This is a genomic window from Streptomyces roseirectus (assembly GCF_014489635.1).
Taxonomy (GTDB): domain Bacteria; phylum Actinomycetota; class Actinomycetes; order Streptomycetales; family Streptomycetaceae; genus Streptomyces; species Streptomyces roseirectus.
Genome location: NZ_CP060828.1, coordinates 7,431,264 through 7,454,860, shown reverse-complemented (window position 1 = coordinate 7,454,860; position 23,597 = coordinate 7,431,264). Strand labels below are relative to the sequence as shown.

Here is a 23,597-nt window from a genome sequence, read left to right as displayed (position 1 = left end):
AGTGCAGACGCTATCCGTACGAGGCACCAGCCCGCACAATAGATGCGATGCCGGAATACGAATTTGTCGACGTGTACGTGCCACGCGGGGTCTCCCGCAAGGAGGCGACACGGCTGCTGACGGACCATGCCGAGTACGGACACTGGGAGTTGCACCGTCTGAGCCTCATGCGGGACGGCAGCCGCAAGGTGCGGTTGCGGCGGCGGATCATCCGCCAGGCGCGGGCCACCTGGTGAGCTGAGACGCGGACGAAGGAGACGGGCGACACAACGGAGCGAGCCCCGCCGGGTCGGGGCCCGCTCCGTCGCGCTTTCGGCGCGGGATGATCGCCGTGACCGGGATCACCCTCGCATTCTCACGGCAGTTGTCATCGCTTGGGCTGTTCTGCCCTGGTTTTGACGGCCGTTGCCGAAGCTTGGCCGAAGATCGCCCTCAGAACGACGTCCTCGCCCTGCGGTAGAGCACCGCGCCGGCGACCAGGATGCCCGCGCCGGCCGGGAGGGCGATGCCCAGGGGGAGTTCGGCACCGGTGCTCGCCAGCTCACCCGTGGGGGTGGAGTGCTGGGCGGAGGCGTGAGGGGTGGTGTGGCTGGTGTGGGGGGCGTGGTTCGGGGGGTTGTGGTGGGTGGGGGTGGTGGGGTTCGTGGGGCCGGAGGGGTTCGAGGTGCCGGGGTTGCCCGGGTTCCCGGGATGCCCCGGCGTCCCCGGCCCACCAGGCCCGCCCGGACCCCCCGGACCACCGGGGTTCCCCGGATTCCCCGGCCCACCGGGACCGCCGGGACCTCCGGGCCCGCCAGGATTCCCCGGGTTCCCCGGATACCCCGGCCCCCCGTTCCCGCACTCGTTCCCGAACGCCGGGTTCGCGACCCCCACGACGTCGACACTGTTCCCGCACACGTTCACCGGCACATCGACCGGCACCTGGACGACGTTCCCGGACCCCACCCCGGGCGACCCCCCGGCGTGCCCGCCCGCGTGCGCGCCCCCCGAGCCCCCGGACGCGCCGTGGCCTCCGCCCCCGTACCCCCCGTCGCCGTACCCGCCGCCCCCGTGCCGACCGCTCTCGTTCCCGCACGAGTTCCCCATCGCCGGGTTGAGCAGCCCCACCACGTTCACGGTGTTCCCGCAGACGTTCACCGGCACGTGCACCGGCACCTGCACCGAGTTCCCGGACAGCACGCCCGGTGAGCCCTGGGCGGCGCCGCCCGCGCCCGAGTCCGCGTGCGCGACCCCTCCCGCGGCGGCGATCGCCCCCGTCGCCGCCGCCACGGTCATGAACCCCTTGCGGGTGACCTGTCGCATCGCTGTTACCTGCCTTACTGAACTGATGTGTCCGCTAGATGTGTCCGCTGGCCGATGTCCTGGAAACCGTCCGGCCCCGGAGCGCATGGCGCGCGCTCCGGGGCCGGTACGGCGTGTGGACGCCCCCCTCAGCGGGGTGGCGTCACTTGTTGATGCAGGTGTTGCCGAAGGCGGGGTTCAGCAGGCCGATCACGGAGATCGTGTTGCCGCACACGTTCACCGGGACGTGGACGGGGACCTGGATGACGTTGCCGGACACGACACCCGGGGAACCCACGGCGGCACCCTGCGCACCGGAGTCGGCGACGGCCAGGCCCGCACCCGCGAGAACGAGACCGCCCGTGGCGGCAGCGGCGGCGACGACCTTCTTGATCATGTGTATTCCTCCTCGTTGGCAAGCGGCCCCAGGTGCGGACCGCATGACCTGTAACGAGGAGGGAGTAATGGGGCTACGAGCGTATGGTCGGATTCACCCGTCCGAGGGGTGTTAGAACGTGCGCCCGAGGGGTCAGGACGCGTCGATGAACCGGTCCAGGACGCGGACGCCGAACTGGAGGCCGTCGACGGGGACGCGCTCGTCGACGCCGTGGAACATGCCCGCGAAGTCCAGCTCCGGGGGCAGCTTGAGCGGCGCGAAGCCGAAGCCGCGGATGCCGAGGTCGTCGAAGGACTTGGCGTCGGTGCCGCCGGACAGCATGTACGGGACGGCCTTGGCGGTGGGGTCCTCGGCGAGCAGCGCGGACTGCATCGCGTCGACGAGGGCGCCGTCGAAGGAGGTCTCCAGGGCCTTGTCGGAGTGGACGTCCTCGCGCTTGACCCGGGGGCCGAGGAGCCGGTCGAGGTCGGCCAGGAACTCGTCCTCGTAGCCGGGCAGGAAACGGCCGTCGAGGTGGGCGGTGGCCTCGCCGGGGATGACGTTGACCTTGTAGCCGGCGCCGAGCTGGGTCGGGTTCGCGGTGTTGCTGAGGGTCGCGCCGATCAGCTTGGCGATGCCGCCGAGGCGGGCCAGGGTGGCCTCCATGTCCTCGGGGTCGAGCGGCATGCCCAGCGCGTCGCCCAGCTCGTCGAGGAAGGCGCGGGTGGTCTTGGTGACGCGGACGGGCCACGTGTGCCGTCCGACGCGGGCGACGGCCTCGGACAGCTCGGTGATCGCGTTGTCGCGGTGGATCATCGAGCCGTGCCCGGCGGTCCCGGCGACGGTCAGCTTCATCCAGTGCATGCCCTTCTCGGCCGTCTGGATGAGGTACAGCCGCCGCTGCTCGCTGACGGTGAAGGAGAACCCGCCGACCTCGCTGATCGCCTCGGTGACCCCCTCGAAGAGGTCGGGGTGGCGGTCGACGAGGTGCCGGGCCCCGTACGTGCCGCCCGCCTCCTCGTCCGCGAGGAACGCCAGGACGATGTCCCGGGGCGGCTTGCGCCCGCCGCGCAGCCGGTCGCGGACGACCGCGAGGGTCATCGCGTCCATGTCCTTCATGTCGACGGCGCCGCGACCCCAGACGCAGCCGTCCGCGACCTCGCCGGAGAACGGGTGGTGCGTCCAGTCGTCCGCGTTGGCCGGGACGACGTCCAGGTGGCCGTGGATGAGGAGCGCGGGGCGCGAGGGGTCCTCGCCCTCGATGCGGGCCACGGTGGAGGCGCGGCCGGGGTGCGACTCGAAGATCTTCGGTTCCAGGCCGACCTCGGCGAGCTTCCCGGCGACCCACTCGGCCGCCTGCCGCTCCCCCGGGCCCGAGTGGTCGCCGTAGTTGCTGGTGTCGAACCTGATCAGCTCGGAACAGAGGTCGACGACCTCGTCCTCGCCCCTGACGTACCCACCCGTGCCCGTCTCGCTCACGCCACTGCCTCCCGCTGCCGGTGTGTCTCTCCCTCTCATCCTCTCTCCCCGGCCTCCCACACCCAAGACCGCTCCCACCTCGTCACACACCGTTCACGCCGTTCCACCCGTGATCGAGCACCCCGGAAACCCTGGTAATGTTTACGACGTCGCCGCGAGGGAAACCCCGCGAGACAGACACCTTGTCCGGGTGGCGGAATGGCAGACGCGCTAGCTTGAGGTGCTAGTGCCCTTTATCGGGCGTGGGGGTTCAAGTCCCCCCTCGGACACAGTGAGCGAAGGCTCCGACCAGTCGGTCGGGGCCTTCGGTCGTTATGTGGCCGATCTCTCTCCGGCACCAAGATCACGCAGGTCAGGGCCCTGCTCAGGGCGTCCGCCGGTGGCCCGAACGGCCCTTTCGGGTGGCAGGGGAAGTGGTTGATCCATAGCTTGGTACTAAAATTTCCGGCTTGTTACGGGCTGGAGCCGGACAACCCCAGGCATACCTGCGGGCCCGCCAGCGCCCCGGAGGTTTCCGGGAACGAGACGCGAGGGACCTGATGGCGGCCATACACGAGGTCAGCACGGCCTTGTTGGCGGAGGAAGAGACGGCGTTCGCGAGGTTCTCGGGTGGCTCTGCCGCCCCGGCGCGCACGCTCGTCGACGTCTTCGAGAGCACCGTGCGGTTCTACGGCGACGAGCCCGCGCTCGACGACGGAAACACCCAGCTGACCTACCGGGAGCTGGCCGCCGAGGTGGAGCGGATGCGGCGGCGGCTGGCCGCAGCGGGCGTCGGGCTCGGGGACCGGGTCGGGGTGCGGGTTCCGTCGGGGACCAATGACCTGTACGTCGCGATCCTGGCCGTGCTCGCGGCCGGCGCCGCGTATGTGCCGGTGGACGCGGAGGACCCGGACGAGCGGGCCGAGCTGGTGTTCGGCGAGGCCGATGTGCGGGCCGTGGTCACCGCGGGGAACGCGATCACCGTGCAGCCCGGCGAGAGCGGCCCGGCGGGGCGCCCCGGGGTCGAGCACGACGCGTGGATCATCTTCACCTCCGGGTCGACCGGCAAGCCCAAGGGCGTCGCCGTCTCGCACCGCAGCGCGGCGGCCTTCGTGGACGCGGAGGCGCGGCTGTTCCTCGCCGAGGAGCCGATCGGGCCCGGTGACCGGGTCATGGCGGGGCTGTCGGTGGCGTTCGACGCGTCCTGCGAGGAGATGTGGCTGGCCTGGCGGTACGGGGCGTGTCTGGTGCCGGTGCCGCGCTCGCAGGTCCGCAGCGGCGCCGATCTCGGGCCGTGGCTGGTGGAGCAGGAGATCACCGTCGTCTCGACGGTGCCGACGCTGGCCGCGCTGTGGGAGCCCGACACCCTCAACGACGTCCGGCTGCTGATCTTCGGCGGTGAGGCGTGCCCGCCCGAGCTGGCCCAGCGGCTGGTGACCGAGGGGCGGGAGGTGTGGAACACGTACGGTCCGACCGAGGCGACGGTCGTGGCGTGTGCCGCGCTGATGACCGGCGAGGAGCCGATCCGCATCGGCCTGCCGCTGGACGGCTGGGAGCTGGCGGTCGTGGACGACGCCGGCGAGCCCGTCCTGATGGGCGGCACCGGGCAGTTGGTGATCGGCGGGGTCGGTCTCGCGCGGTATCTCGACGCGGAGAAGGACGCCGAGAAGTACGCGCCGCTCAAGTCCCTGGGCTGGGAGCGGGCGTACCGCAGCGGTGACCTCGTACGGGCCGATCCCGAGGGGCTGTTGTTCCTCGGGCGGGCGGATGAGCAGATCAAGCTGGGCGGGCGGCGCATCGAACTCGGCGAGGTGGACGCCGCGTTGCAGGCGCTGCCCGGCGTGGCCGGTGGCGCCGCCGCCGTCCGCACCGCGCGCAGCGGGAACCAGTTGCTCGTCGGGTACGTGGTGACGCAGGAGGGCTGGGACCAGGCCGCCGCCGTGGCGCGGCTGCGGACCGAACTGCCCGCCGCGCTGGTGCCGTTGCTTGCGCCGGTCGACGAACTGCCCACCCGTACCTCGGGGAAGGTGGACCGTAACGCGCTGCCGTGGCCGCTGCCGGATCTGCAGACCTCCTTGGTGAAGGAGGAGTTGTACGGCACGGAGGCGTGGCTGGCGGAGCAGTGGACCGCGGTGCTGGGCACGCCGGTCACGAGCGCGTCGGACGACTTCTTCGCCATCGGGGGCGGCAGCCTGGCCGCCGCGCAGCTCACGACGCGGCTGCGCGAGCGGTATCCGAGCGCGGCCGTCCTGGACATCTATCAGCAGCCGGTGCTGCGCAAACTCGCCCGTCTGCTGGAGGAGTCGGCGCAGGACGACGGCGCGGCGCGGGTCATCGTGCCGGTCCCGGTGCGCGCCCAGGTCGTCCAACTCCTGCTGCTCCTGCCGCTGTTCACGCTGACGGGGCTGCGCTGGGCGACGGTCCTCGCGGCGGCCGGGAACCTGCTGCCGGGGTACGGGTGGTTGCCGACGGCGCCGTGGTGGGCGCTCGTCGTCGCCGCGCTGGCGCTGTTCACCCCGCCGGGGCGGCTCGGCATCGCGGCCGGCGGCGCGCGGCTGCTGCTGCGCGGGGTGAAGCCGGGCCGGTATCCGCGCGGCGGGAGCGTGCACCTGCGGCTGTGGACGGCGGAGCGGCTGGCCGAGTTCAGCGGGGCGACCTCGCTGACCGGGGCGTGGCTGGAGCGGTACGCGCGGGCGCTGGGCGCGAAGGTGGGGCCCGAGGTGGACCTGCACTCGCTGCCGCCGGTGACCGGCATGCTGAAGCTGGGGCGCGGGGCGGCCGTCGAGTCCGAGGTCGACCTGTCCGGCTGGTGGCTGGACGGGGACCGGCTTGAGGTCGGCGCGCTGAAGGTGGGCGCGCACGCTGTCGTCGGGACGCGCAGTGTGCTGTTCCCGGGGGCCCGGGTCGGCAAGCGGGCGGAGGTGGCCCCGGGGTCGGCCGTCGCCGGGCAGGTGCCCACCGGGCAGCGGTGGGCGGGGGCTCCGGCGGTCAAGCTGGGCAAGGCGAAGCGGAGCTGGCCCAAGGAGCGGCCGGCGCGGGGTACGGCCTGGCGGTTCATGTACGGCCTGTCGGGCGGCGCCCTCAGCCTGCTGCCGGTGGCCGCGGCGGCCGTCGCGCTGCTGGTGGCGTCGGTGTTCGTGCGGCCCGGCGGGGCGGTGTGGCCGGGGGTGCTGTACGCGCTCGTCCCGGCGACCCTGGCGTACGGGCTGGTGTACGCGTTCCTGATCCTCGTCGGCGTCCGGCTGCTGAGCCTGCGGCTCGGGGAGGGGACGTATCCGACGCACAGCCGGGTCGGGTGGCAGGCGTGGACCGTGACGCAGTTGATGGACCAGGCGCGCGAGACGCTGTTCCCGCTGTACGCGGGGCTGGTCACGCCGGTGTGGCTGCGGGCGCTGGGGATGCGGATCGGGCGCGGGGCCGAGGTGTCGACCGTGCTGGCGCTGCCGAGTCTGACGACGGTCGGCGAGGGGGCGTTCCTCGCGGACGACACCCTGACCGCGCCGTACGAGCTGGGTGGCGGCTGGGTGCGGATCGGGCGGGCCGAGATCGGGCGGCGGGCGTTCCTCGGGAACTCGGGGATGACGGCGCCGGGGCGGTCGGTGCCCGAGGGCGGGCTCGTCGGGGTGCTGTCGGCGACGCCGAAGAAGGCGAAGAAGGGCAGCTCGTATCTCGGGCTGCCGCCGGTGAAGCTGCCGCGCAGCGCGTCGGACGGCGATCAGAGCCGGACGTACGAGCCGCCGGCGCGGCTGCTGTGGGCGCGCGGGCTGGTCGAACTGTGCCGGATCGTGCCGGTGTTCTGCTCGGCGGGGCTCGCGGTGCTGGTCGTCGCGGCGCTGTGCGCGCTGGGTCCGTGGGGGTTCCTCGCGGGCGGGGTCGTGCTGCTGGCCGCCGGTGTGCTGGGCTCGGTGCTCGCGGTCGTCGCCAAGTGGGCGCTGGTGGGGCGGCATCGGGCCGGGGAGCATCCGCTGTGGAGCTCGTTCGTGTGGCGCAACGAGCTGGCGGACACGTTCGTCGAGGTCGTCGCGGTGCCGTGGCTGGCCGGCGCGGTGCCGGGGACGGCCGTCATGACGGCGTTGCAGCGGGGGCTCGGGGCGCGGATCGGGAAGGGGGTCTGGCTGGAGTCGCACTGGCTGCCGGAGGCCGATCTCGTGACGCTCGCGGCGGGGTCGACGGTCAACCGGGGCTGTGTTCTGCAGACTCACCTCTTCCACGACCGGATCTTGCGGACGGATACTGTGGTACTCCGTGAGGGTGCCACGCTGGGCCCTGGCGGAATCGTGCTGCCCGGCAGCACGATCGGGGCCCGTACGACGCTGGGTCCCGCGTCGCTCGTCATGGCCGCGGAGTCCGTCCCCGACGACACCCGCTGGCTCGGCAACCCGATCGAGGCATGGCGCCCGTGAGCCCAGGCCACTCGGTGCCCATGGGCGACGATTCGAGTGGCACGGCGCAGGGAGCGGACGCGGTAGTGGCAGTTCAGCAGGCAGCGGGGCCGGACCCGTACTTCCCGGACAACGGCGACCCTCGCTACCGCGTGCATCGCTACGAGATCACGCTGGACTACCGTCCCGGGCCGAACCGGTTGTCCGGGACGGCCCGGATCAACGCGATCGCCGGGCGGGGGGCGCTGAGCGAATTCCACCTGAACCTCGCGGACTTCCGGGTCGGGCGGGTGCGGGTCGACGGGCGTCAGGCCCAATACACCCACCGGGGCGGGCGGTTGAGGGTGCGGCCCGCCAAGTCGGTGCGCGGGGGTGCCGCGTTCACCGTCGAGGTGCACTGGTCCGGGAATCCCAAGCCGGTCAACAGCCCCTGGGGCGGGATCGGTTGGGAGGAGCTGGGGGACGGGGCGCTGGTGGCGAGCCAGCCCGTGGGGGCGCCGTCCTGGTTCCCCTGCAACGACCGGCCCGCCGACAAGGCGTCCTATCTGCTGTCCATCACCGTGCCGTCCGCGTACTCCGTGGTGACCGGGGGGCGGCTGCTCACGCGTACCACCCGTGCGTCCACGACGACTTGGGTGTACGAGCAGTCCGCCCCGACCTCCAGTTATCTCGTCGGGCTCGCCATCGGGAAGTACCAGACGGTGCTGCTCGGTGACATCGGGCCCGGTGGGGTGCCTCAACACGGGCATATCCCCGCCGAGTTGCTGCCCCGGTTCTCGCGGGACTTCGCTCGGCAGCCCGCGATGATGGAGTACTTCCAGGAGGTGTTCGGGCCCTATCCGTTCGACGAGTACGCGGTCGTCGTCACCGAGGAAGAGCTCGATGTGCCCGTCGAGGCGCAGGGGTTGTCGCTGTTCGGGGTCAACCATGTGGACGGGGCCCGGGGTTCGGAACGGCTCATCGCGCACGAGCTGGCCCATCAGTGGTTCGGGAACAGTGTGTCCGTCGCCGACTGGCGGCACATCTGGCTCAACGAAGGGCTCGCGAAGTACGCGGAGTGGCTGTGGTCGGAGCGGTCCGGGGGGCGCAGCGCGCACCAACTCGCCGCCGCCGCGCATCGGTTGCTCGCCTCGATGCCGCAGGATCTGCGGCTCGCCGATCCCGGGCGGAAGAACATGTTCGACGATCGGTTGTATGAGCGGGGTGGGGTTGCCGTCCATGCGATTCGGTGTGCTCTCGGGGACTCCGCGTTCTTTCCCATGCTTCGGGGATGGGCCGGGTTGCATCGGGGGGGTGCGGTGACGACGTCCACGTTCGTCGCCCATGTGGGGCGGTTCGCCGGGCAGGGGGTGGAGGAGTTGTTCGACGCGTGGGTGTATGGGGGTGTGCTGCCGGAGTTTCCCGCGATGCCGCCGGTGCCGCCGTTGCCTGCGTAGGGCGGTTCGGCGGGGTCCGGCAGAATGGGGGCATGGTGCGTCCCGTCCTCTGCCCCTGTGGGCTTCCCCAGCCGTACGACGCCTGTTGTGGGCGGTATCACGCCGGTGTGGTCGGTGCCGGTGCGGTCGGTGCGCCGACCGCTGAGGCGTTGATGCGGTCGCGGTACAGCGCGTTCGTGAAGGGGGACGCGGGGTATCTCGTGCGGACGTGGCATCCCCGGACGCGGCCCGGGAGCCTGGAGCTGGATCCGGGGATGCGGTGGACCGGGTTGGAGATCGTCGCGACTCGGGACGGAACGGCGTTCCACACCAAGGGGGTTGTGGAGTTCCGGGCCTCGTACCGGGGTGGGTCGCTGCACGAGGTGAGCCGGTTCGAGCGGGTCGACGGGGCCTGGGTGTATGTGGACGGGGAGTTTCCCGGGGAGTGAGGCCGGGGTCTCCTGGGGAGTGAGGCCGGCTCAGGGCGCCAGGATGTCCAGTTCCTGGAGGGCGCCCTCGGTGATCTCGCGGGTGAGCTGTTCGGCGCGTTCGGCGTTGCCTTCGCGGACGGCTTCGGCGACCTGGACGTGGAGGGTGACGGCGGCGGGGTCGGGGTCCTCGAACATGACCTGGTGCTCCGTGCGGCCGGTGAGGACTTCCGCGACGACGTCGCCGAGGCGGGCGAACATCTCGTTGCCGGAGGCCGTGAGGATGACGCGGTGGAAGGCGACGTCGTGGATGAGGTAGCCCTCCAGTCGGTGGCCTTTGGAGTTGGCGACCATGCCGAGGACGCACTCCGTGAGTTCGGCGCACTGCTGCGGCGTCGCGTTCCTCGCCGCGAGGCCCGCCGCGACCGGCTCGATCGCCGAGCGCAGGACGGTGAGTGAGCGCAGTTGGCGGGGGCGGTCGGCGCCGGCGAGGCGCCAGCGGATGACCTGGGGGTCGTAGACGTTCCACTCGGCGGTGGGGCGCACGATCACGCCCACGCGCCGGCGTGACTCCACGAGGTGCATGGATTCGAGGACGCGGACGGCCTCGCGCATGACGGAGCGGGAGACGTCGAAGCGCTGGGACAGCTCGTCGGTGCGCAGAACGCTGCCAGGGGGGAACTCGCCTGCGGTGATCGCGGGTCCGAGGGTGTCGAGTACATGGCCGTGCAGACCTCGGCCCGGAATGGTCATGCACTCAGCGTACGTCCCCGGTCACGGACCCAAAAAGTCAGATTTATTGGTCACGAGGGCTTGAATTCGTCGTACCTAATAGGTTTCAGTGATGTCGACATCACGTGTCGGCAGTACGTCGAGGAAGACAGCGAGGTAGTGATGAGCACCCCCCAGGTCGTCGTGGTCATGGGCGTCGCGGGCACCGGCAAGACCACGATCGGTCCCCTGCTCGCGGCCCGGCTCGGTGTCCCGTACGCCGAGGGCGACGACTTCCATCCGCCGGCGAACATCGCGAAGATGTCGGCCGGTACCCCGCTGGACGACGACGACCGCGCGCCCTGGCTGGACTCGATCGGCGCGTGGGCGCGTGAGCGGGCCGGTCTCGGCGGGGTCGTCAGCTGTTCGGCGCTGAAGCGGTCGTACCGGGACCGGCTGCGTGCGGCGGCCCCGGGGCTGCTGTTCCTGCACCTCAGCGGCTCGCGCGAGCTGATCGAGGACCGTATGGGGCACCGGGAGGGCCACTTCATGCCGACCGCGCTGCTCGACTCCCAGTTCGCCACGTTGGAACCCCTCCAGGAGGACGAGGCGGGGGTCGTCGTGGATGTCTCTGGGCGTCCGGAGGAGATCACCGAGCGGGCGGTCGCCGGGCTCGGGTCGTCCGCCGGGTAGTCCACCGGGTCGTCGCCGGGTAGTCGCCGGGTAGTCCGGCTGATCGATTGGGCTGCGCGGGGCCGGGCAGGAGCGGGACGTCGGACGGTCTGATCATCCGCCGCTCCCCGGCCGTCCGACCCGTAGTACCTCCGAGCCATCTCCCGTACCACCCTCCGCTCCCCCATCCCCGCCCCCACCTCACCCATCCCTCCCCGTAGTCGTAAGGGACCCCCGTGACCAGACTCAGCGTCGAGATGCTGGCAGCGGACGCGCCGGAGCCGATCACCTCGGCCGGGCACGCGCAGCTCGGTATCGCCGTGTTGGCGGGCATCGCCGTCATCGTCCTGCTCATCACCAAGTTCAAGCTCCACGCCTTCCTGTCGCTGACCATCGGCACGCTCGCGCTGGGCGCGTTCGCCGGGGCGCCGCTGGACAAGGCGATCGCGAGCTTCAGTTCCGGCCTCGGTTCGACGGTCGCCGGCGTCGGGGTGCTGATCGCGCTGGGCGCGATCCTCGGCAAGCTGCTGGCGGACTCCGGCGGCGCCGACCAGATCGTCGACACGATCCTCGCGAAGGCCACCGGCAGGACGATGCCGTGGGCGATGGTGCTGATCGCCTCGGTGATCGGGCTGCCGCTGTTCTTCGAGGTCGGCGTCGTCCTGCTGATCCCGGTCGTGCTGATGGTCGCCAAGCGCGGCGACTACTCGCTGATGCGGATCGGGATCCCGGCGCTGGCCGGGCTGTCCGTGATGCACGGGCTGGTCCCGCCGCACCCCGGCCCGCTGGTCGCGGTCGACACGGTCGGCGCGAACCTCGGGGTCACGCTGGCGCTCGGCGTGCTGGTGGCGATCCCGACGGTGATCATCGCGGGGCCGCTGTTCTCGCGGTACGCGGCCCGCTGGGTCGACGTCCAGGCGCCCGACAAGATGGTGCCGCAGCGGCCGTCGGAGGACCTGGAGAAGCGGCCGAGCTTCGGTGCGACGCTGTTCACGATCATGCTGCCGGTCGTCCTGATGCTCTCGAAGGCGCTGGTCGACATCGTGATCGACGACAAGGAGAACACCGTCCAGCGGGTCTTCGACGTCGTCGGCTCGCCGCTGATCGCGCTGCTCGCGGCCGTCCTCGTCGGCATCTTCACGCTCGGGCGGCCGGCCGGGTTCTCCAAGCAGCGGCTCAACGAGCTGGTCGAGAAGAGCCTCGCGCCGATGGCGGGGATCCTGCTGATCGTCGGCGCGGGCGGTGGTTTCAAGCAGACGCTGATCGACTCCGGGGTCGGGCAGATGATCCTGGAGATCTCCGAGGACTGGTCGATCTCGGCGATCCTGCTGGCCTGGCTGATCGCGGTCGCGATCCGGCTCGCGACGGGTTCGGCGACGGTGGCGACGGTGTCGGCGGCCGGCCTCGTGGCGCCGCTCGCGGCCGACATGTCGACGACGCACGCCGCGCTGCTCGTCCTCGCGATCGGCGCCGGGTCCCTCTTCTTCAGCCATGTCAACGACGCCGGGTTCTGGATGGTCAAGGAGTACTTCGGGCTGAGTGTCGGCCAGAACCTCAAGACCTGGTCCGTCATGGAGACGATCATCTCCGTGGTCGCGGGCGGTGTGGTCCTCCTTCTGTCTCTGGTCCTTTAGGAGTACGGCGATGAGTCATCCTCTCTTCGACATCACCGGCCGGACCGCGCTCGTCACCGGGTCCAGCCGGGGTATCGGCCTGGCGCTCGCCCGGGGTCTCGCGGAAGCGGGCTGCACGGTCGTCCTCAACGGGCGTGACGGCGAGCGGCTGGCCGAGGCGGCGCGGAAGCTGCCCGGCAAGGTCCACACGGCCGTGTTCGACGTCACTGACGGTCCGTCAGTCGCCGCCGGGATCAAGGACGTCGAGGAGCGGGTCGGTCCGCTCGACATCCTCGTCAACAACGCGGGGATGCAACTGCGGGCGCCGCTCCTGGAGTTCACCGACTCCGACTGGCACCGCGTGCTCGACACCAACCTCACCAGCGCGTTCCTGGTGGGCCGCGAGGCCGCCCGGTACATGACGGCGCGCGGGCACGGGAAGATCGTCAACATCTGCTCGCTGCAGAGCGAGGTCGTGCGGCCCGGTATCGCGCCGTACGCGGCGACCAAGGGCGCGCTGAAGATGCTGACGAAGGGCATGTGCGCGGACTGGGGGCCGTCCGGCGTCCAGGTCAACGGGCTCGGGCCCGGGTACATCGAGACGGAGCTGACCCAAGCCCTCGTGGACGACGAGGAGTTCAGCGCCTGGGTGCGCCGGCGGACGCCGGCCGGGCGGTGGGGGCGGACCGAGGACCTGGTGGGCGGGGTGCTGTTCCTCGCCTCGCCGGCGGCGGACTTCGTCAGCGGGCAGATCCTGTATGTCGACGGCGGCATGACGAGCGTGCTGTGAACGGGGGTACGGGCATGCTGAGTTGTGTCATCCACGGTCAAGGGGACCTGCGCGTCGAGGAGTTGACGCCGGTCGAGGCCGGACCCGGGCAGGCGCTGGTCGCCGTCCGCTACGGCGGGGTCTGCGGTTCCGACCTGCACTACTGGCGGCACGGCAGGGTCGGTGACTTCCGGCTCAAGGAGCCGATGGTGCTGGGTCACGAGGTCGTCGGGACGGCGCTGTCGGGGCCGTTCTCCGGGCAGGCGGTCGCCGTGCACCCGGCCACGCCCTGCGGGGTCTGTCCGGAGTGCGCGGACGGGCGGCGCAACGTCTGCCGGGACACCCGGTACCTGGGCAGCGCGGCGCGGACGCCGCACGTGCAGGGCGGGTTCGCGGCCCGGATCGCCGTTCCGCGGGAGCAGTTGAGGGTGCTGCCGGACGGGCTCGGGCTGCGCCGGGCCGCTCTCGCGGAACCCCTCTCCGTCGCACTGCACGCCGTGCGGCGGGCCGGGGAGGTGCGCGGGCGGCACGTGCTGGTGACCGGGGCCGGGCCGATCGGGTGCCTGGTGGTGGCCGCCGCGAAGGCCGCCGGGGCCGCGCGGGTGACGGTGACCGATCTCCTGCCCGCCGCGCTGGAGTTCGGGCGGGTCGCGGGCGCGGACGCCGCCGTCCGGGCCGACGATCCGTCAGATCCCGGCTGGCCTCTGGAGGTTGACGTCGCCGTCGAGGCGTCCGGCGTCGCCGCCGGGCTCGACACCTGCCTCCGCCTCGTCCGGCGCGGCGGGGTCGTCGTCCAGCTCGGCATGCTGCCGTCCGGCCGCAGCCCCTTCGCCGGGAACCTCGTCGTCAGCCGCGAGATCGAGCTGCGCGGGGCGTTCCGCTTCGACACCGAGTTCGACGAGGCCCTTCAACTCCTCGCCGCCCAGCCGTCGTTCGACGGGCTGGTGAGCGCGGTGGTGCCGGTCGCGCAGGCCGAGTCCGCGTTCGAGTTGGCGGCCGACCGGGGGCGGTCCTGCAAGGTGCTGCTGGACTTCGGGGGCTTCGGGGGGTGAACTCCGGGACGGGCGTGTGTCCGTGAGCGGATCAGGGCGTCGTCCTGGTCCGCTCACGGCCGTTCGTCGGGACGCCACAGGGGGTGTTCGCGCAGGGCCCAGTCGGGGCTGACCCTGCCGGTGCGCATGCCGTGGCGGGATTCGGGGTCGGCGAGGGCCATGCCGATGTGGCCGGCGAGGACGATGCCGAGGGTGAGGGCCAGCCAGTCGTGGACGAAGGTGGCGCTGGTGCGCCACATGAGCGGGGTGAGGTGGGTGAACCACATGAGGAGGCCGGTGCCGAGCATGACCAGGGTGGCGCCGGCGACCCAGGCGGCGTAGATCTTCTGGCCTGCGTTGAACTTGGCGGCCGGGCGCGAGGCGGGGTGCCGGTCGCGGCGCAGGGCGGCGCGCAGCCAGCGGCGGTCGTGGGGGCCGAAGCGGTTCAGGTGGCCGAGGTCCTTGCGGAAGGGGCGGGAGAAGAGGCCGGCCAGGACCGGGACGGGAAGCGCGAGGCCCGCGAACTCGTGGACGCGGACGACGAGTTCGCGGCGGCCCACCAGTTCGGCGAGTTCGGGGAGGTAGAGGCAGCCGGCGGTGACGACACAGACGCCCATGAGGAAGGCGGTCGTGCGGTGGATCCACCGCTCGGCGCGGGTGAAGCGGGGGACGCCGGACGTCGTCGGCGTGAGGGTGTCAGGCGGTGGGGTCATCGTCGCGTCCGTTCGACTTGCCGACCCAGGCGTCGACGTCGTAGCCGCGTTCCTCCCAGTAGCCGGGTTCGACGTCCTCGGTGACCGTAATACCTGAGAGCCACTTGGCGGACTTGTAGAAGTACATCGGGGCGACGTACAGGCGGACGGGGCCGCCGTGGGCGTGGCCCAGGTCCTTGTCCTGCATCCGCAGGGCGACCAGGACGTCGGCTCGGCGGGCCTGCGCGAGGGTCAGGCTCTCGGTGTAGGCGCCGTCGAAGCAGGTGAAGCGGATCGCGCCGGCCTTGGCCCGGACGCCCGCCGCGTCCAGGAGGTGGGAGAGGCGTACGCCCTCGAAGGGGGTGTCGGGCACGCGCCAGCCGGTGACGCACTGGACGTCCTTCACCATGCGGGTCTGGGGCATGGCTCTCAGGTCGGGGAGGGTGTACGTCGCGGGGCGGTCCACCAGGCCGTCGACGGTGAGGCGGTAGTTCGTGTCGTTCTTGTGGGGGACGGACGAGGTCACCGAGTAGTAGCGGAAACCGCCGCCGTTCGGGAGGAGGCCGGTGAGGCCCGTGGGGTCCTTGCCGGCGATCGTGCCGAGCACGGATTCCATGCCGCGCTGCAGGACGGGCGCGGCGGCCACGCCCAGGGCGCCGAGACCGAGGGTGCCGAGGAGGACACGGCGGCCGATGGGGGTGCCGTCGCCTGCGGGGGTTTCCTCGGGTGGTTCGGGTTTCACGTATCCATTCGAGCACTTGGGGGTGGGTGAGGGCCAGTCCTCGGGGGCAGTCTCACTGGGTTCTCAGGGTTGTAGGGGGTATTACGGGGCGTAGGGGTACTACGGGTATGGCTGAGTACTACGGGTATGACGGGGTCTCCTCCCCGTACCCCCTCCTCAGCGCTCGTTCCCTCGCCCTCGTGAACGCGTCGTACGGGTCCCGGTCCGGGTAGGACCAGGGGCGGGGTGTCGCGTGGCCGGTGATGCGCTGGAAGAGGGCGGACGCCTCGGCGGGGCGGCCGGCGCAGGTCGCGGCGTGGGCGAGGTAGTTGAGGTCGATGAGGCGGCGGGGGTGCCCCTCGTGCTCCCACTCCAGCCACCAGTCGTACGCGGCCTTCATCACCTCGCGGGAGCGCCCGCCGGCCCAGTGCCCGGAGGCGGCGGGGTCGGCGGAGAGGTGGCCGTGGGCGGCGAGGACGCGGTAGCGCTCGGCGTGCGCGACGACCGGGAGGATCGCGAGCGGCGAGTCGGCGGGCGCCTGTTCGGCGGCCCAGGCGGCGAAGTCGTACACCTCGTGGAGCGGGTCGGGCCCGCTGTCGGCACGGCGTTCGGCGAGGCGGGCGACCATCAGGTGGTGGGCCTGGTGGTGGTCGGGGTGACGCGCGCGGACCTCCTCGAAGAGGCGGACGGCGGCGGGGGCGTCGTCGCCGTCGAGGCGGAGCAGGCCCAGCCAGGGGGTGGGGTCGGCGGGGGCGAGGCGGGCCGCCGCGTGGCAGGCGGCGCGGGCGTCGTCCGCGTCGGTCTCGTCCCGGTGGATGGGCCCGCCCCGGTGGGCGCGTTCGTCCCGGCAGGTGCGCTCGTCCCGGCAGGCGCGCTCGTCCCGGCAGGCGCGGCGGACGAGGGCGAGGGCGAGGAGCGTCGCGGCGTCGGGGTTGTGCGGTTCGGCGGTCAGCCACTCCGTGGCTCCGGGGGCGGCGTGGGGTTCGAGTGAGAGGACGGCGGCGCGGTGGCCCCGGCGGTCCCAGTCGTCGCCGGTGCGGGCGAGGAGGGTGCGGGCGGCCTGCCAGCGGCCCTGGGCCAGCGCGGCGCGGGCGACGCCGAGTTCGGCGTCGTCGAGGGTGGCGTCCAGGGTCCTGGGCGGGTGTTCGCGACCGGGAACCGGGGAGGGCGGGGGTGGGGGCACCGCGGGACTTCCTCATCCTCCTGGCAGGACTGGCACGACACGGGCACGGCACGGATTGCCGTCGGCCTGCGATCGGCCGATCACGCACAGCAAAGCCCCAGGTAGCGGTCAGCGTCAAGGGCCAGGGGAACATGACACGTATCAAGTGACTGCCGTCCCAAGGGACTTGGACCGGTGATCAACCAGGCGGGAGTGCTGGTCGGGGGCGGTGCGGGGCACGTGGCGCGGGTGTGGCGTATGGCGCGGACGTGACGGGGGTGTGGCGTACGCCATGGCGCGGCGGGGCGGCGCGGCCCACGATGTCGGGACGGCCGGCCCCCTCCCGTCCGCTTTGCTCCGCGTTGCAGCGGGGTGAGCGCACGGCTGCGGGGTACCCGTGGGCGTCGTTCCTCGCATTCCCCGGAGCGGTCGGCGCGCGGGGCACTACAGTCGGCCGCGACGACCGTGGTCCGACCGGACGATCATCGAGGTACGCAGCGTGTCGGTACTGGTTCTGACTCTCGCCGTGAGCGCCGCCTGCTGTCTGGGTTTCGGGTTCGTGCTCCAGCAGCAGGCCGCGCGGCGGGCGCCGCTCGGCGACTTCCTCTCGCCCCGGCTGCTGCTCGACCTGGTGCGGGTGCCGCGCTGGCTGGGCGGGCTCGGGCTGATGGTCGCCGGGATGGCGCTGGGCGCGGTCGCGCTCGGACGGGGTGAGGTGTCCCTCGTCGAGCCGTTGCTCGCGACGAACCTGCTCTTCGCGCTGGCGCTCTCGCGCCGGTACACCCGCCAGTGCCTCGGGAAACAGGGGTGGACGGGGCTCGCGCTGCTCGCCGGGGGCGTGACCGCGTTCATCGTCGCCGGTGAGCCGCGCGGCGGGCACGCGGTCGCCGATCCGCTGCGGCACTGGCTGATCATCGGCGCGATGACCGGGCTCGCGCTGCTGCTGACGGCGTACGCCAAGCGGTCCCGGCTCAGCTCCGGGCCCGTCCTGCTCGCCCTCGCGGCCGGGCTGCTGTACGGCGTCCAGGACGCTCTGACGCGGGTCAGCGGGCAGCGGTTCGCCGCCGGCGGGCTCGCCGGGCTCCTCACCGGGTGGCAGCCCTACGCCGTCCTGGCGCTCGGCGTCACCGGGCTCGTCCTCGTCCAGAGCGCGTTCGAGACGGCGCCCCTGCGGATGTCCCTCCCCGCCCTCACCGCCGCCCAGCCCCTCGCCGGCATCGCCTGCGGCGTGGGCTTCCTCGGCGACCGGCTGCGGACCGACACCGGGGCACTCGCCTGGGAGGCGGCGGGGTTGGCCGGGATCGTCACGGGGATCGTGCTGCTGGGGTTGCATCCGGCCATGCCGCAGGGGGGCGGGGTGCGGGAACCTGCGCGGAATCTTCAGCCGGGGTGAGGGTGGGGGTGGTCCGGGGGCCGGACTAGAGAGGGCCTGACCGGGGCTGGTCTGCGGGGCAGGTCTGGGGAGGCGGCTGGGCCGGGACGGCCGGTGTCGGGAGGGCGGTGTCGGGAGGGCGGTGTCGGGGGGCGGCATCTGTAGTGGTCAGCACCTGGGGTGGCCGTCTGCGGAGGCAGCGTTGGAGATGGCGTGGGAGGCAAGGTTGGGGCGGCTTGCGCCCGGAGCGGCCGATCCGGGATGTCCGGCACCGGGACAGCCGGCCTGAGTCACCGGTCCGGGCAGCGGCTGGTCCGGGCAGTTGGTGCCGGGCGGTCGCTCCTGGGTGGTGCCTGGCTGGGGCAACCGGTGCGGGTGGCTGGCGCCGAGGCTGCCGGCTTGGGGAAATGGCGCGAGGGTGACTGGCCCGAGGCGGTAAGGGCTGAGGAGGTTCCGGGCGCCGGGAGGGGGCTGACGCCGGGCGGCGAGCCTGAGCGGCTGGGCTGGAGGCGGCCGGTCCAGAGCGACTGCCGACGCACGGCCGACGCGGGACGGCGGGCCTGAGGGCGGCCGGTCCGAGCGGACGATGCCGAGAGCGGGGCTGTTGGGCTGACGCCAAAGCGGCGAGCCTGAGCAGCCGGGCCGGAGGCGGCCGGTCCAGAGCGACTGCCGACGCACGGCCGACGCGGGATGACGGGCCTCAGCGTGACCGGTCCCAGGCAGGCGGGGCTGTGGGCTGACGCCGGAACAGCCAGCCTGAGCAGCCGGGCCGGAGACAACCGGTCCAGAGCCACGGCGACACGCGGCCGACGCGGGATGACGGGCCTCAGCGTGACCGGTCCCAGGCAGGCGAGGCTGTGGGCTGACGCCGGAACAGCCAGCCTGAGCAGCCGGGCCGGAGACAACCGGTCCAGAGCCACTGGCGACACGCGACCGACGCGGAACGGCGCGCCGCAGCGTGACCGGTCCCAGGCAGGCGGGGCTGTGGGCTGACGCCGGAACAGCCAGCCTGAGCAGCCGGGCCGGAGACAACCGGTCCAGAGCCACTGGCGACACGCGACCGACGCGGAACGGCGCGCCGCAGCGTGACCGGTCCCAGGCAGGCGGGGCTGTGGGCTGACGCCGGAACAGCCAGCCTGAGCAGCCGGGCCGGAGACAACCGGTCCAGAGCCACTGGCGACACGCGACCGACGCGGAACGGCGCGCCGCAGCGTGACCGGTCCCAGGCAGGCGGGGCTGTGGGCTGACGCCGGAACAGCCAGCCTGAGCAGCCGGGCCGGAGGCGGCCGGTCCAGAGCGACTGCCGACGCACGGCCGACGCGGGACGGCGGGCCGTAGAGTGACCGGTTCCGGGTGGGCGGCCCGGGGGCGTCGATGCTGGGGAGTCGGGGTGTGGGGGCTGCTTGGATGGGTCCATGAGTGCTGCTGACGAGATTCTTGACGTCGTCGATGAACGGGACAACGTGGTGGGGCGGGCGCCGCGTGGGGAGGTGTATGCGCGGGGGATGCGGCATCGGTGTGTGTTCATCGAGGTGCGGGATGACGCGGGGCGGTTGTTCGTGCACCGGCGGACGGCCACGAAGATGGTGTTTCCGTCGCTGTACGACATGTTCGTGGGCGGGGTGGTCGGGGCCGGGGAGGCGTATGACGAGGCGGCGTTGCGGGAGGCGGAGGAGGAGTTGGGGGTGAGGGGGTTGGGGCAGCCGGAGTTCCTGTTCAAGTTCCTGTACGACGACGGGGCGGGGAACAGTTGGTGGTCCGCCGTGTACGAGGCGCGGTGGTCGCTGCCGGTGCGGCCTCAGGTGGAGGAGGTCGACTGGTACGGGTTCCTGTCCGAGGAGGAGGTCGAGGGACGGCTCAGGGAGTGGACGTGGGTGCCGGACGGGCTGGCGGCGTACGAACGGCTCAGAGAGCACCGGGGTGGGCTCCGCTGAGGGGGCTGGCGCCCGACGCGTCCCAGAGGGGTCGGTCGAGGAGCCGGCCGGCCAGGGCGGGGGCGCTGCGCGCGGGTACGCCGATCGACGTCAGGGCGGTGCACGTGCGCGCCAGGGCCTCGTCGGCGGGCGCGCCCGTGGCGGCGTACACGGGCAGCAGCAGGAGGAGTCGGCGGTGGGCGTCGCGGACGCCCTCGCCGTCGTCCTCCGGAACCGCCTCACCCTCGCCACCGTCCACGACCGCCTGACCCGCGCCGGCATCCGGGACCGCCCCGCCCTCTCCGTCGTCCGGGATCGCCTCGCCCTCGCCACCGTCCGCGATCGCCTCGCCCTCGCCGGCATCCAGGACCGCCCCGCCCTCTCCGTCGTCCGCGACCGCCTCCGCCAGGGCGAGGAGGTCCGGCCAGGGGAGGGCGGTGAGGCGGGTTCCGGTCGGGGCGAGTGCTCGCGGGGCGGGGTCGGTGAGGATGTACTCGACGCCCGGGTCGTCCGGACGGTTCGCGAACACGATCCGCACCGCGCGGCCCCGGGGCAGCGGGAGTCTGAGCGCCGGCCATGCCTCCGTCGCGTCGTACAGCGCCTCGCACGCCGCGTCGACGTCCGCCTCGTCCGCGCCGTACTCCTCGAAGTCGGCCTGGGGGACGGCCAGGTAGGCGGGCCAGAAGCCCGGCAGGGCGAGGTGGTGTTCGGCCGGGGTCAGGCCGGGGTTGGGGTGCGGGTAGCCGCTCGGCGGCGCTGGTACCTCCATGTCACCGACCGTAACGCCCGCCACTGACAACGCCCCCTCCCCCGGCGCCGGGTAGGGTCCTGAGCGTGATCGATTTTGTTCGAAACGTCCGCCTGTGGTTCGCGCCCGAGCGCGTCCGGGAGGAAGGGACCACGCCGGACTATCGGTTCTCGCTCGCCAACGAACGCACGTTCCTCGCCTGGCTCCGTACGGCGATGGCGCTGGTCGGCGGCGGGTTCGCGGTCGACCAGTTCCTTCCCGACCTGCGCTGGGGGTGGCGCGTCGGGCTCGCGCTGGCCCTGTTGGTCGCCGGGGTGCTGTGCGCGGTGCGGGCGTTGAACCACTGGGTGCGGTGCGAGCGGGCGATGCGGCGCGGGGAGGATCTGCCGGCGTCCCGGTTCCCCGCGGTGCTCAGTCTCGTCGTCGCCGTCGTCGCCGTCGCGATGGTCGTGGCGGTGGTGCTGGGGTGGAACAAGTGAGGGACGGGGACGACGTCGGCGGGGCGCGCGTTCCGGTTGCCGACCCCGACGTCCGTGATCCCGGGCTCCAGCCCGAGCGCACGCGGCTCGCGTGGCGCCGGACGACGCTGGCGGGCACGGTGTCCGCCGTCCTGGCCATGAAGACCGCCCTCCACGACGGCCCCTCGCTCCCCGGCGTCCTCATCTGCGCCCTCTGTTTCGCCCTCTGGCTGGCGTTCCTCTCCCTCGCCCACATCCGCATCCGCACCCTCACCTCCACCCCCCACCCACCCGTCCTCGCCCCCCGCCTCGCGACAGCGGCGGTGCTGTGCACGGCGGCGACGGCGGTGTGCGCGGCGGCGTTGGTGGTGGTGTGAGGGCTGGGTGGGTGCACGGGGGCTCACTCGCGGGGCACCATGCCCCTTCCGCGCGGAACGCCGACTCTCTCGGAGGGGGTTCCCCGCGCGGGCTCTGGTGGTTCGAGGGGGAGGCCAGCGGCGAGAGGGCCCCGGGCGGACGCTGAGGAGTGCTCCACCGGAGACGGCGGCCCCGCGCGCGAGCGGGCGGGCCCCGAGGGCAAGCACTACACCGCCGCACCGACACGCAAGTCACCCAGCGCGCGAGGAGCATCCGGCCCCGGACGGCAGGCCGGGCAGCGCCACGGCTCGCGCAGTCACGGCGGCGACCGTCGTCGAGCCACCCGGCGAGACACCACCCCCGCGTGCGAGCTGTGCAGGCGGACGAGGACCTTGCCGGGTTCGCACCGCCCTACGCGCACGCACGTGCGAGGCACAGCGAGGCCGCTAACGGCTACCCCGGCGCCTTCGCCACGCCACGTCACCGCACGACCCCGCACCGCACCACGCGTACGTACGCGCGCGAGGAGCCCTGCCCCGCAGCAGCCCCTCCGACCACCCTCCCCCCTTCGCGCACGCGGATGGCGTCCCATCAAGCGTCCGCCAAGTGGCGCAGCCGCTCAGCTGTCGCTGCTTCGCAGGTCACCGCCGAGTCCCGCCCGCCGCGCTAACCAGCCCCGCCGCGCCGACCGGCTCACACAGCAGCGCGGGCCTCGGCCGAGCAGGCGATCGCAGCACGCTCCGAACGGCTCTCCACCACTCGACGGCACGCCACCCGCACGCGCACCAGGACCACCCGCAGCAAGCAGCCGGCGTCGGCCCGCCCGCCCGGCGTCCCACAAACAACCACCCACCCGCCGCCCGCCGTCCCACAAACCAACCGCCCAGCCCCCGCCCGGCCTCTCGCGAATCGACCGCCCAACCACCCACCCTCCCCCCGCCCCCCTAATCCCCCGTCTCTCCCACTTCCCCCTCCTCCTCCCAGTCCACCGTCACCACGATCTTCCCCCGAGTCCGCCCCGTCTGGTTCAGGCGGTACGCCTCCGCCGCCCGCTCCAGAGGAAACGTCTCGGCGAGATGGACCGAGAGCGCGCCCTGCTCGGCGAGTTCGGTGAGGTGGGTGAGGTCGCGGGGGTCGGGGCGGACCCAGAAGTAGTGGCCGCCGTAGGCGAGGACGTCGCCGTCGGCGATGGAGGCGAGGCGCCCGTCGGGCGTGAGGACCGCGGCGGACGCCTTGAGGGCGTCGCCGCCGACGGTGTCGAGGGCCGCGTCGACGCCTTCGGGGGCGAGGCCGCGGACGCGGTCGGCGAGGCCGTCGCCGTAGGTGAGGGGTTCGCCCCCGAGGGAGCGGACGAAGTCGTGGTTGGCCTCGCTCGCGGTGCCGAGGACGCGGCAGCCGAGGTGGTGGGCGAGCTGGACGGCGAGAGAGCCCACGCCGCCCGCTGCGGCGTGCACGAGGACGGTCTCGCCCCGTTTGACGCGCAGGACGTGGTAAAGGCTCTGGTAGGCCGTGAGGCCCGCCAGAGGGAGCCCCGCGGCTTCCTCGAAGGAGAGATTGCGGGGCTTGCGGGCGAGGGTGCGCACGGGCGCGGCGACGTACTCGGCGAAGGTGCCCCGGGAGAGGAAGTCCTCACGGACGTACCCGATGACCTCGTCGCCGACGGCGAACTCCGTGACGGAGACTCCGGGCTGGACGACGACGCCGGAGACGTCCCAGCCGGGGACGACGGGGAACACCGGGTCGATGATGCCGTCGAGATAGCCCTCGCGCGCCTTCCAGTCGACGGGGTTGACCGCGGCGGCGCGGACTTTGACCAGCACCGAGTCGGGGCCGACCTTGGGGTCGCGCACCTCGCCGTACTCGAACACCTCGGGTCCGCCGTACCGGCGGTAGCTGATGGCCTTCATGTCCACGACCCTCCGGGCAGGGGCGGCGCCACGCAACCGGAGTGCCCCTATATACGCCATATGGGCCGTTTACGTGGGAGCCTGAGGGGAGCAGTTCCCCCACGTTTTCCCCACACCTTCCGAAGGTGAGC

21 protein-coding genes and 1 tRNA gene are annotated in these 23,597 nt (G+C 72.6%); 13 read left to right on the top strand and 9 right to left on the bottom strand.

Annotated features, from left to right (window positions below; genetic code table 11):
• The first annotated feature begins 47 nt into the window (after positions 1-47).
• On the top strand, positions 48-236 hold the full coding sequence (locus tag IAG44_RS32065; protein WP_187750571.1) for a DUF5703 family protein: 189 nt from the start codon (positions 48-50) through the stop codon (positions 234-236).
• 196 nt (positions 237-432) lie between these two features.
• Here IAG44_RS32065 and IAG44_RS32060 read toward each other — a convergent pair whose 3' ends face one another.
• From IAG44_RS32060 to IAG44_RS32050, 3 genes are all read right to left on the bottom strand, one after another.
• Complete coding sequence (locus tag IAG44_RS32060; RefSeq protein ID WP_187750570.1) at positions 433-1,302, bottom strand: chaplin; 870 nt, start codon at positions 1,300-1,302, stop codon at positions 433-435.
• A 142-nt stretch (positions 1,303-1,444) separates the two neighbouring features.
• On the bottom strand, positions 1,445-1,678 hold the full coding sequence (chpH, locus tag IAG44_RS32055) for a chaplin ChpH (protein WP_187750569.1): 234 nt from the start codon (positions 1,676-1,678) through the stop codon (positions 1,445-1,447).
• Between the two features lie 132 nt (positions 1,679-1,810).
• Positions 1,811-3,136 (bottom strand): M20/M25/M40 family metallo-hydrolase, encoded by a 1,326-nt coding sequence (locus IAG44_RS32050; RefSeq protein ID WP_187750568.1) that lies wholly within the window; start codon positions 3,134-3,136, stop codon positions 1,811-1,813.
• 184 nt (positions 3,137-3,320) lie between these two features.
• Here IAG44_RS32050 and IAG44_RS32045 point away from each other — a divergent pair.
• The 4 genes from IAG44_RS32045 to IAG44_RS32030 all read left to right on the top strand — a co-directional run bounded on the left by IAG44_RS32045 (position 3,321) and on the right by IAG44_RS32030 (position 9,361).
• Positions 3,321-3,405 (top strand) — tRNA-Leu (locus tag IAG44_RS32045).
• Positions 3,406-3,675: 270 nt separating this feature from the next.
• The gene (locus IAG44_RS32040; RefSeq protein ID WP_187750567.1) at positions 3,676-7,518 is read left to right on the top strand and encodes a Pls/PosA family non-ribosomal peptide synthetase; all 3,843 of its coding nucleotides are present in this window, start codon (positions 3,676-3,678) and stop codon (positions 7,516-7,518) included.
• A gap of 65 nt (positions 7,519-7,583) precedes the next feature.
• Positions 7,584-8,933: a M1 family metallopeptidase gene (locus IAG44_RS32035; protein WP_187750566.1), complete on the top strand. Its 1,350-nt coding sequence runs from the start codon at positions 7,584-7,586 to the stop codon at positions 8,931-8,933.
• A gap of 32 nt (positions 8,934-8,965) precedes the next feature.
• On the top strand, positions 8,966-9,361 hold the full coding sequence (locus IAG44_RS32030; protein ID WP_187750565.1) for a YchJ family protein: 396 nt from the start codon (positions 8,966-8,968) through the stop codon (positions 9,359-9,361).
• Positions 9,362-9,391: 30 nt separating this feature from the next.
• On the opposite strand, the gene IAG44_RS32025 is transcribed toward IAG44_RS32030, so the two are convergent.
• Positions 9,392-10,093: a FadR/GntR family transcriptional regulator gene (locus IAG44_RS32025; RefSeq protein ID WP_187750564.1), complete on the bottom strand. Its 702-nt coding sequence runs from the start codon at positions 10,091-10,093 to the stop codon at positions 9,392-9,394.
• 141 nt (positions 10,094-10,234) lie between these two features.
• Between IAG44_RS32025 and IAG44_RS32020 the strand changes: the two genes are divergently transcribed.
• From IAG44_RS32020 to IAG44_RS32005, 4 genes are all read left to right on the top strand, one after another.
• Positions 10,235-10,744 (top strand): gluconokinase, encoded by a 510-nt coding sequence (locus IAG44_RS32020; RefSeq protein ID WP_187750563.1) that lies wholly within the window; start codon positions 10,235-10,237, stop codon positions 10,742-10,744.
• 215 nt (positions 10,745-10,959) lie between these two features.
• Positions 10,960-12,357: a GntT/GntP/DsdX family permease gene (locus tag IAG44_RS32015; RefSeq protein WP_187750562.1), complete on the top strand. Its 1,398-nt coding sequence runs from the start codon at positions 10,960-10,962 to the stop codon at positions 12,355-12,357.
• Between the two features lie 10 nt (positions 12,358-12,367).
• On the top strand, positions 12,368-13,126 hold the full coding sequence (locus tag IAG44_RS32010; RefSeq protein ID WP_187750561.1) for an SDR family oxidoreductase: 759 nt from the start codon (positions 12,368-12,370) through the stop codon (positions 13,124-13,126).
• A gap of 14 nt (positions 13,127-13,140) precedes the next feature.
• Positions 13,141-14,157: an L-idonate 5-dehydrogenase gene (locus tag IAG44_RS32005; protein WP_187750560.1), complete on the top strand. Its 1,017-nt coding sequence runs from the start codon at positions 13,141-13,143 to the stop codon at positions 14,155-14,157.
• A gap of 53 nt (positions 14,158-14,210) precedes the next feature.
• On the opposite strand, the gene IAG44_RS32000 is transcribed toward IAG44_RS32005, so the two are convergent.
• The 3 genes from IAG44_RS32000 to IAG44_RS31990 all read right to left on the bottom strand — a co-directional run bounded on the left by IAG44_RS32000 (position 14,211) and on the right by IAG44_RS31990 (position 16,732).
• Positions 14,211-14,849, bottom strand: a complete 639-nt coding sequence (locus tag IAG44_RS32000) for a cytochrome b/b6 domain-containing protein (protein ID WP_187750559.1) — start codon at positions 14,847-14,849, stop codon at positions 14,211-14,213.
• Positions 14,833-15,570 carry a molybdopterin-dependent oxidoreductase gene (locus tag IAG44_RS31995; protein ID WP_187750558.1) on the bottom strand — a complete coding sequence of 246 codons (738 nt, stop codon included), beginning with the start codon at positions 15,568-15,570 and terminating at the stop codon, positions 14,833-14,835. Before IAG44_RS31995 ends, IAG44_RS32000 begins: the two co-directional genes overlap by 17 nt.
• Positions 15,571-15,688: 118 nt before the next feature.
• Positions 15,689-16,732 carry a tetratricopeptide repeat protein gene (locus IAG44_RS31990; RefSeq protein WP_187750557.1) on the bottom strand — a complete coding sequence of 348 codons (1,044 nt, stop codon included), beginning with the start codon at positions 16,730-16,732 and terminating at the stop codon, positions 15,689-15,691.
• Between the two features lie 478 nt (positions 16,733-17,210).
• Between IAG44_RS31990 and IAG44_RS31985 the strand changes: the two genes are divergently transcribed.
• Together IAG44_RS31985 and IAG44_RS31980 are read left to right on the top strand one after the other, a co-directional pair.
• Positions 17,211-18,104, top strand: a complete 894-nt coding sequence (locus tag IAG44_RS31985) for a DMT family transporter (protein WP_187750556.1) — start codon at positions 17,211-17,213, stop codon at positions 18,102-18,104.
• A 1,394-nt stretch (positions 18,105-19,498) separates the two neighbouring features.
• On the top strand, positions 19,499-20,017 hold the full coding sequence (locus tag IAG44_RS31980) for an NUDIX domain-containing protein (protein ID WP_187750555.1): 519 nt from the start codon (positions 19,499-19,501) through the stop codon (positions 20,015-20,017).
• On the opposite strand, the gene IAG44_RS31975 is transcribed toward IAG44_RS31980, so the two are convergent.
• A complete protein-coding gene (locus IAG44_RS31975; protein ID WP_187750554.1) occupies positions 19,989-20,765 on the bottom strand; it encodes a hypothetical protein in 777 nt (258 codons plus the stop codon). The two genes, IAG44_RS31980 and IAG44_RS31975, sit on opposite strands and share 29 nt — an antisense overlap.
• Before the next feature lie 65 nt (positions 20,766-20,830).
• Between IAG44_RS31975 and IAG44_RS31970 the strand changes: the two genes are divergently transcribed.
• Both IAG44_RS31970 and IAG44_RS31965 read left to right on the top strand, forming a co-directional pair.
• The gene (locus tag IAG44_RS31970) at positions 20,831-21,223 is read left to right on the top strand and encodes a YidH family protein (protein ID WP_187750553.1); all 393 of its coding nucleotides are present in this window, start codon (positions 20,831-20,833) and stop codon (positions 21,221-21,223) included.
• Positions 21,220-21,579 carry a DUF202 domain-containing protein gene (locus tag IAG44_RS31965; protein WP_187752933.1) on the top strand — a complete coding sequence of 120 codons (360 nt, stop codon included), beginning with the start codon at positions 21,220-21,222 and terminating at the stop codon, positions 21,577-21,579. The genes IAG44_RS31970 and IAG44_RS31965 overlap by 4 nt, the downstream gene beginning before the upstream one ends.
• Before the next feature lie 924 nt (positions 21,580-22,503).
• Here IAG44_RS31965 and IAG44_RS31960 read toward each other — a convergent pair.
• Positions 22,504-23,466: an NADP-dependent oxidoreductase gene (locus IAG44_RS31960; protein WP_187750552.1), complete on the bottom strand. Its 963-nt coding sequence runs from the start codon at positions 23,464-23,466 to the stop codon at positions 22,504-22,506.
• Between the last annotated feature and the right edge of the window lie 131 nt (positions 23,467-23,597).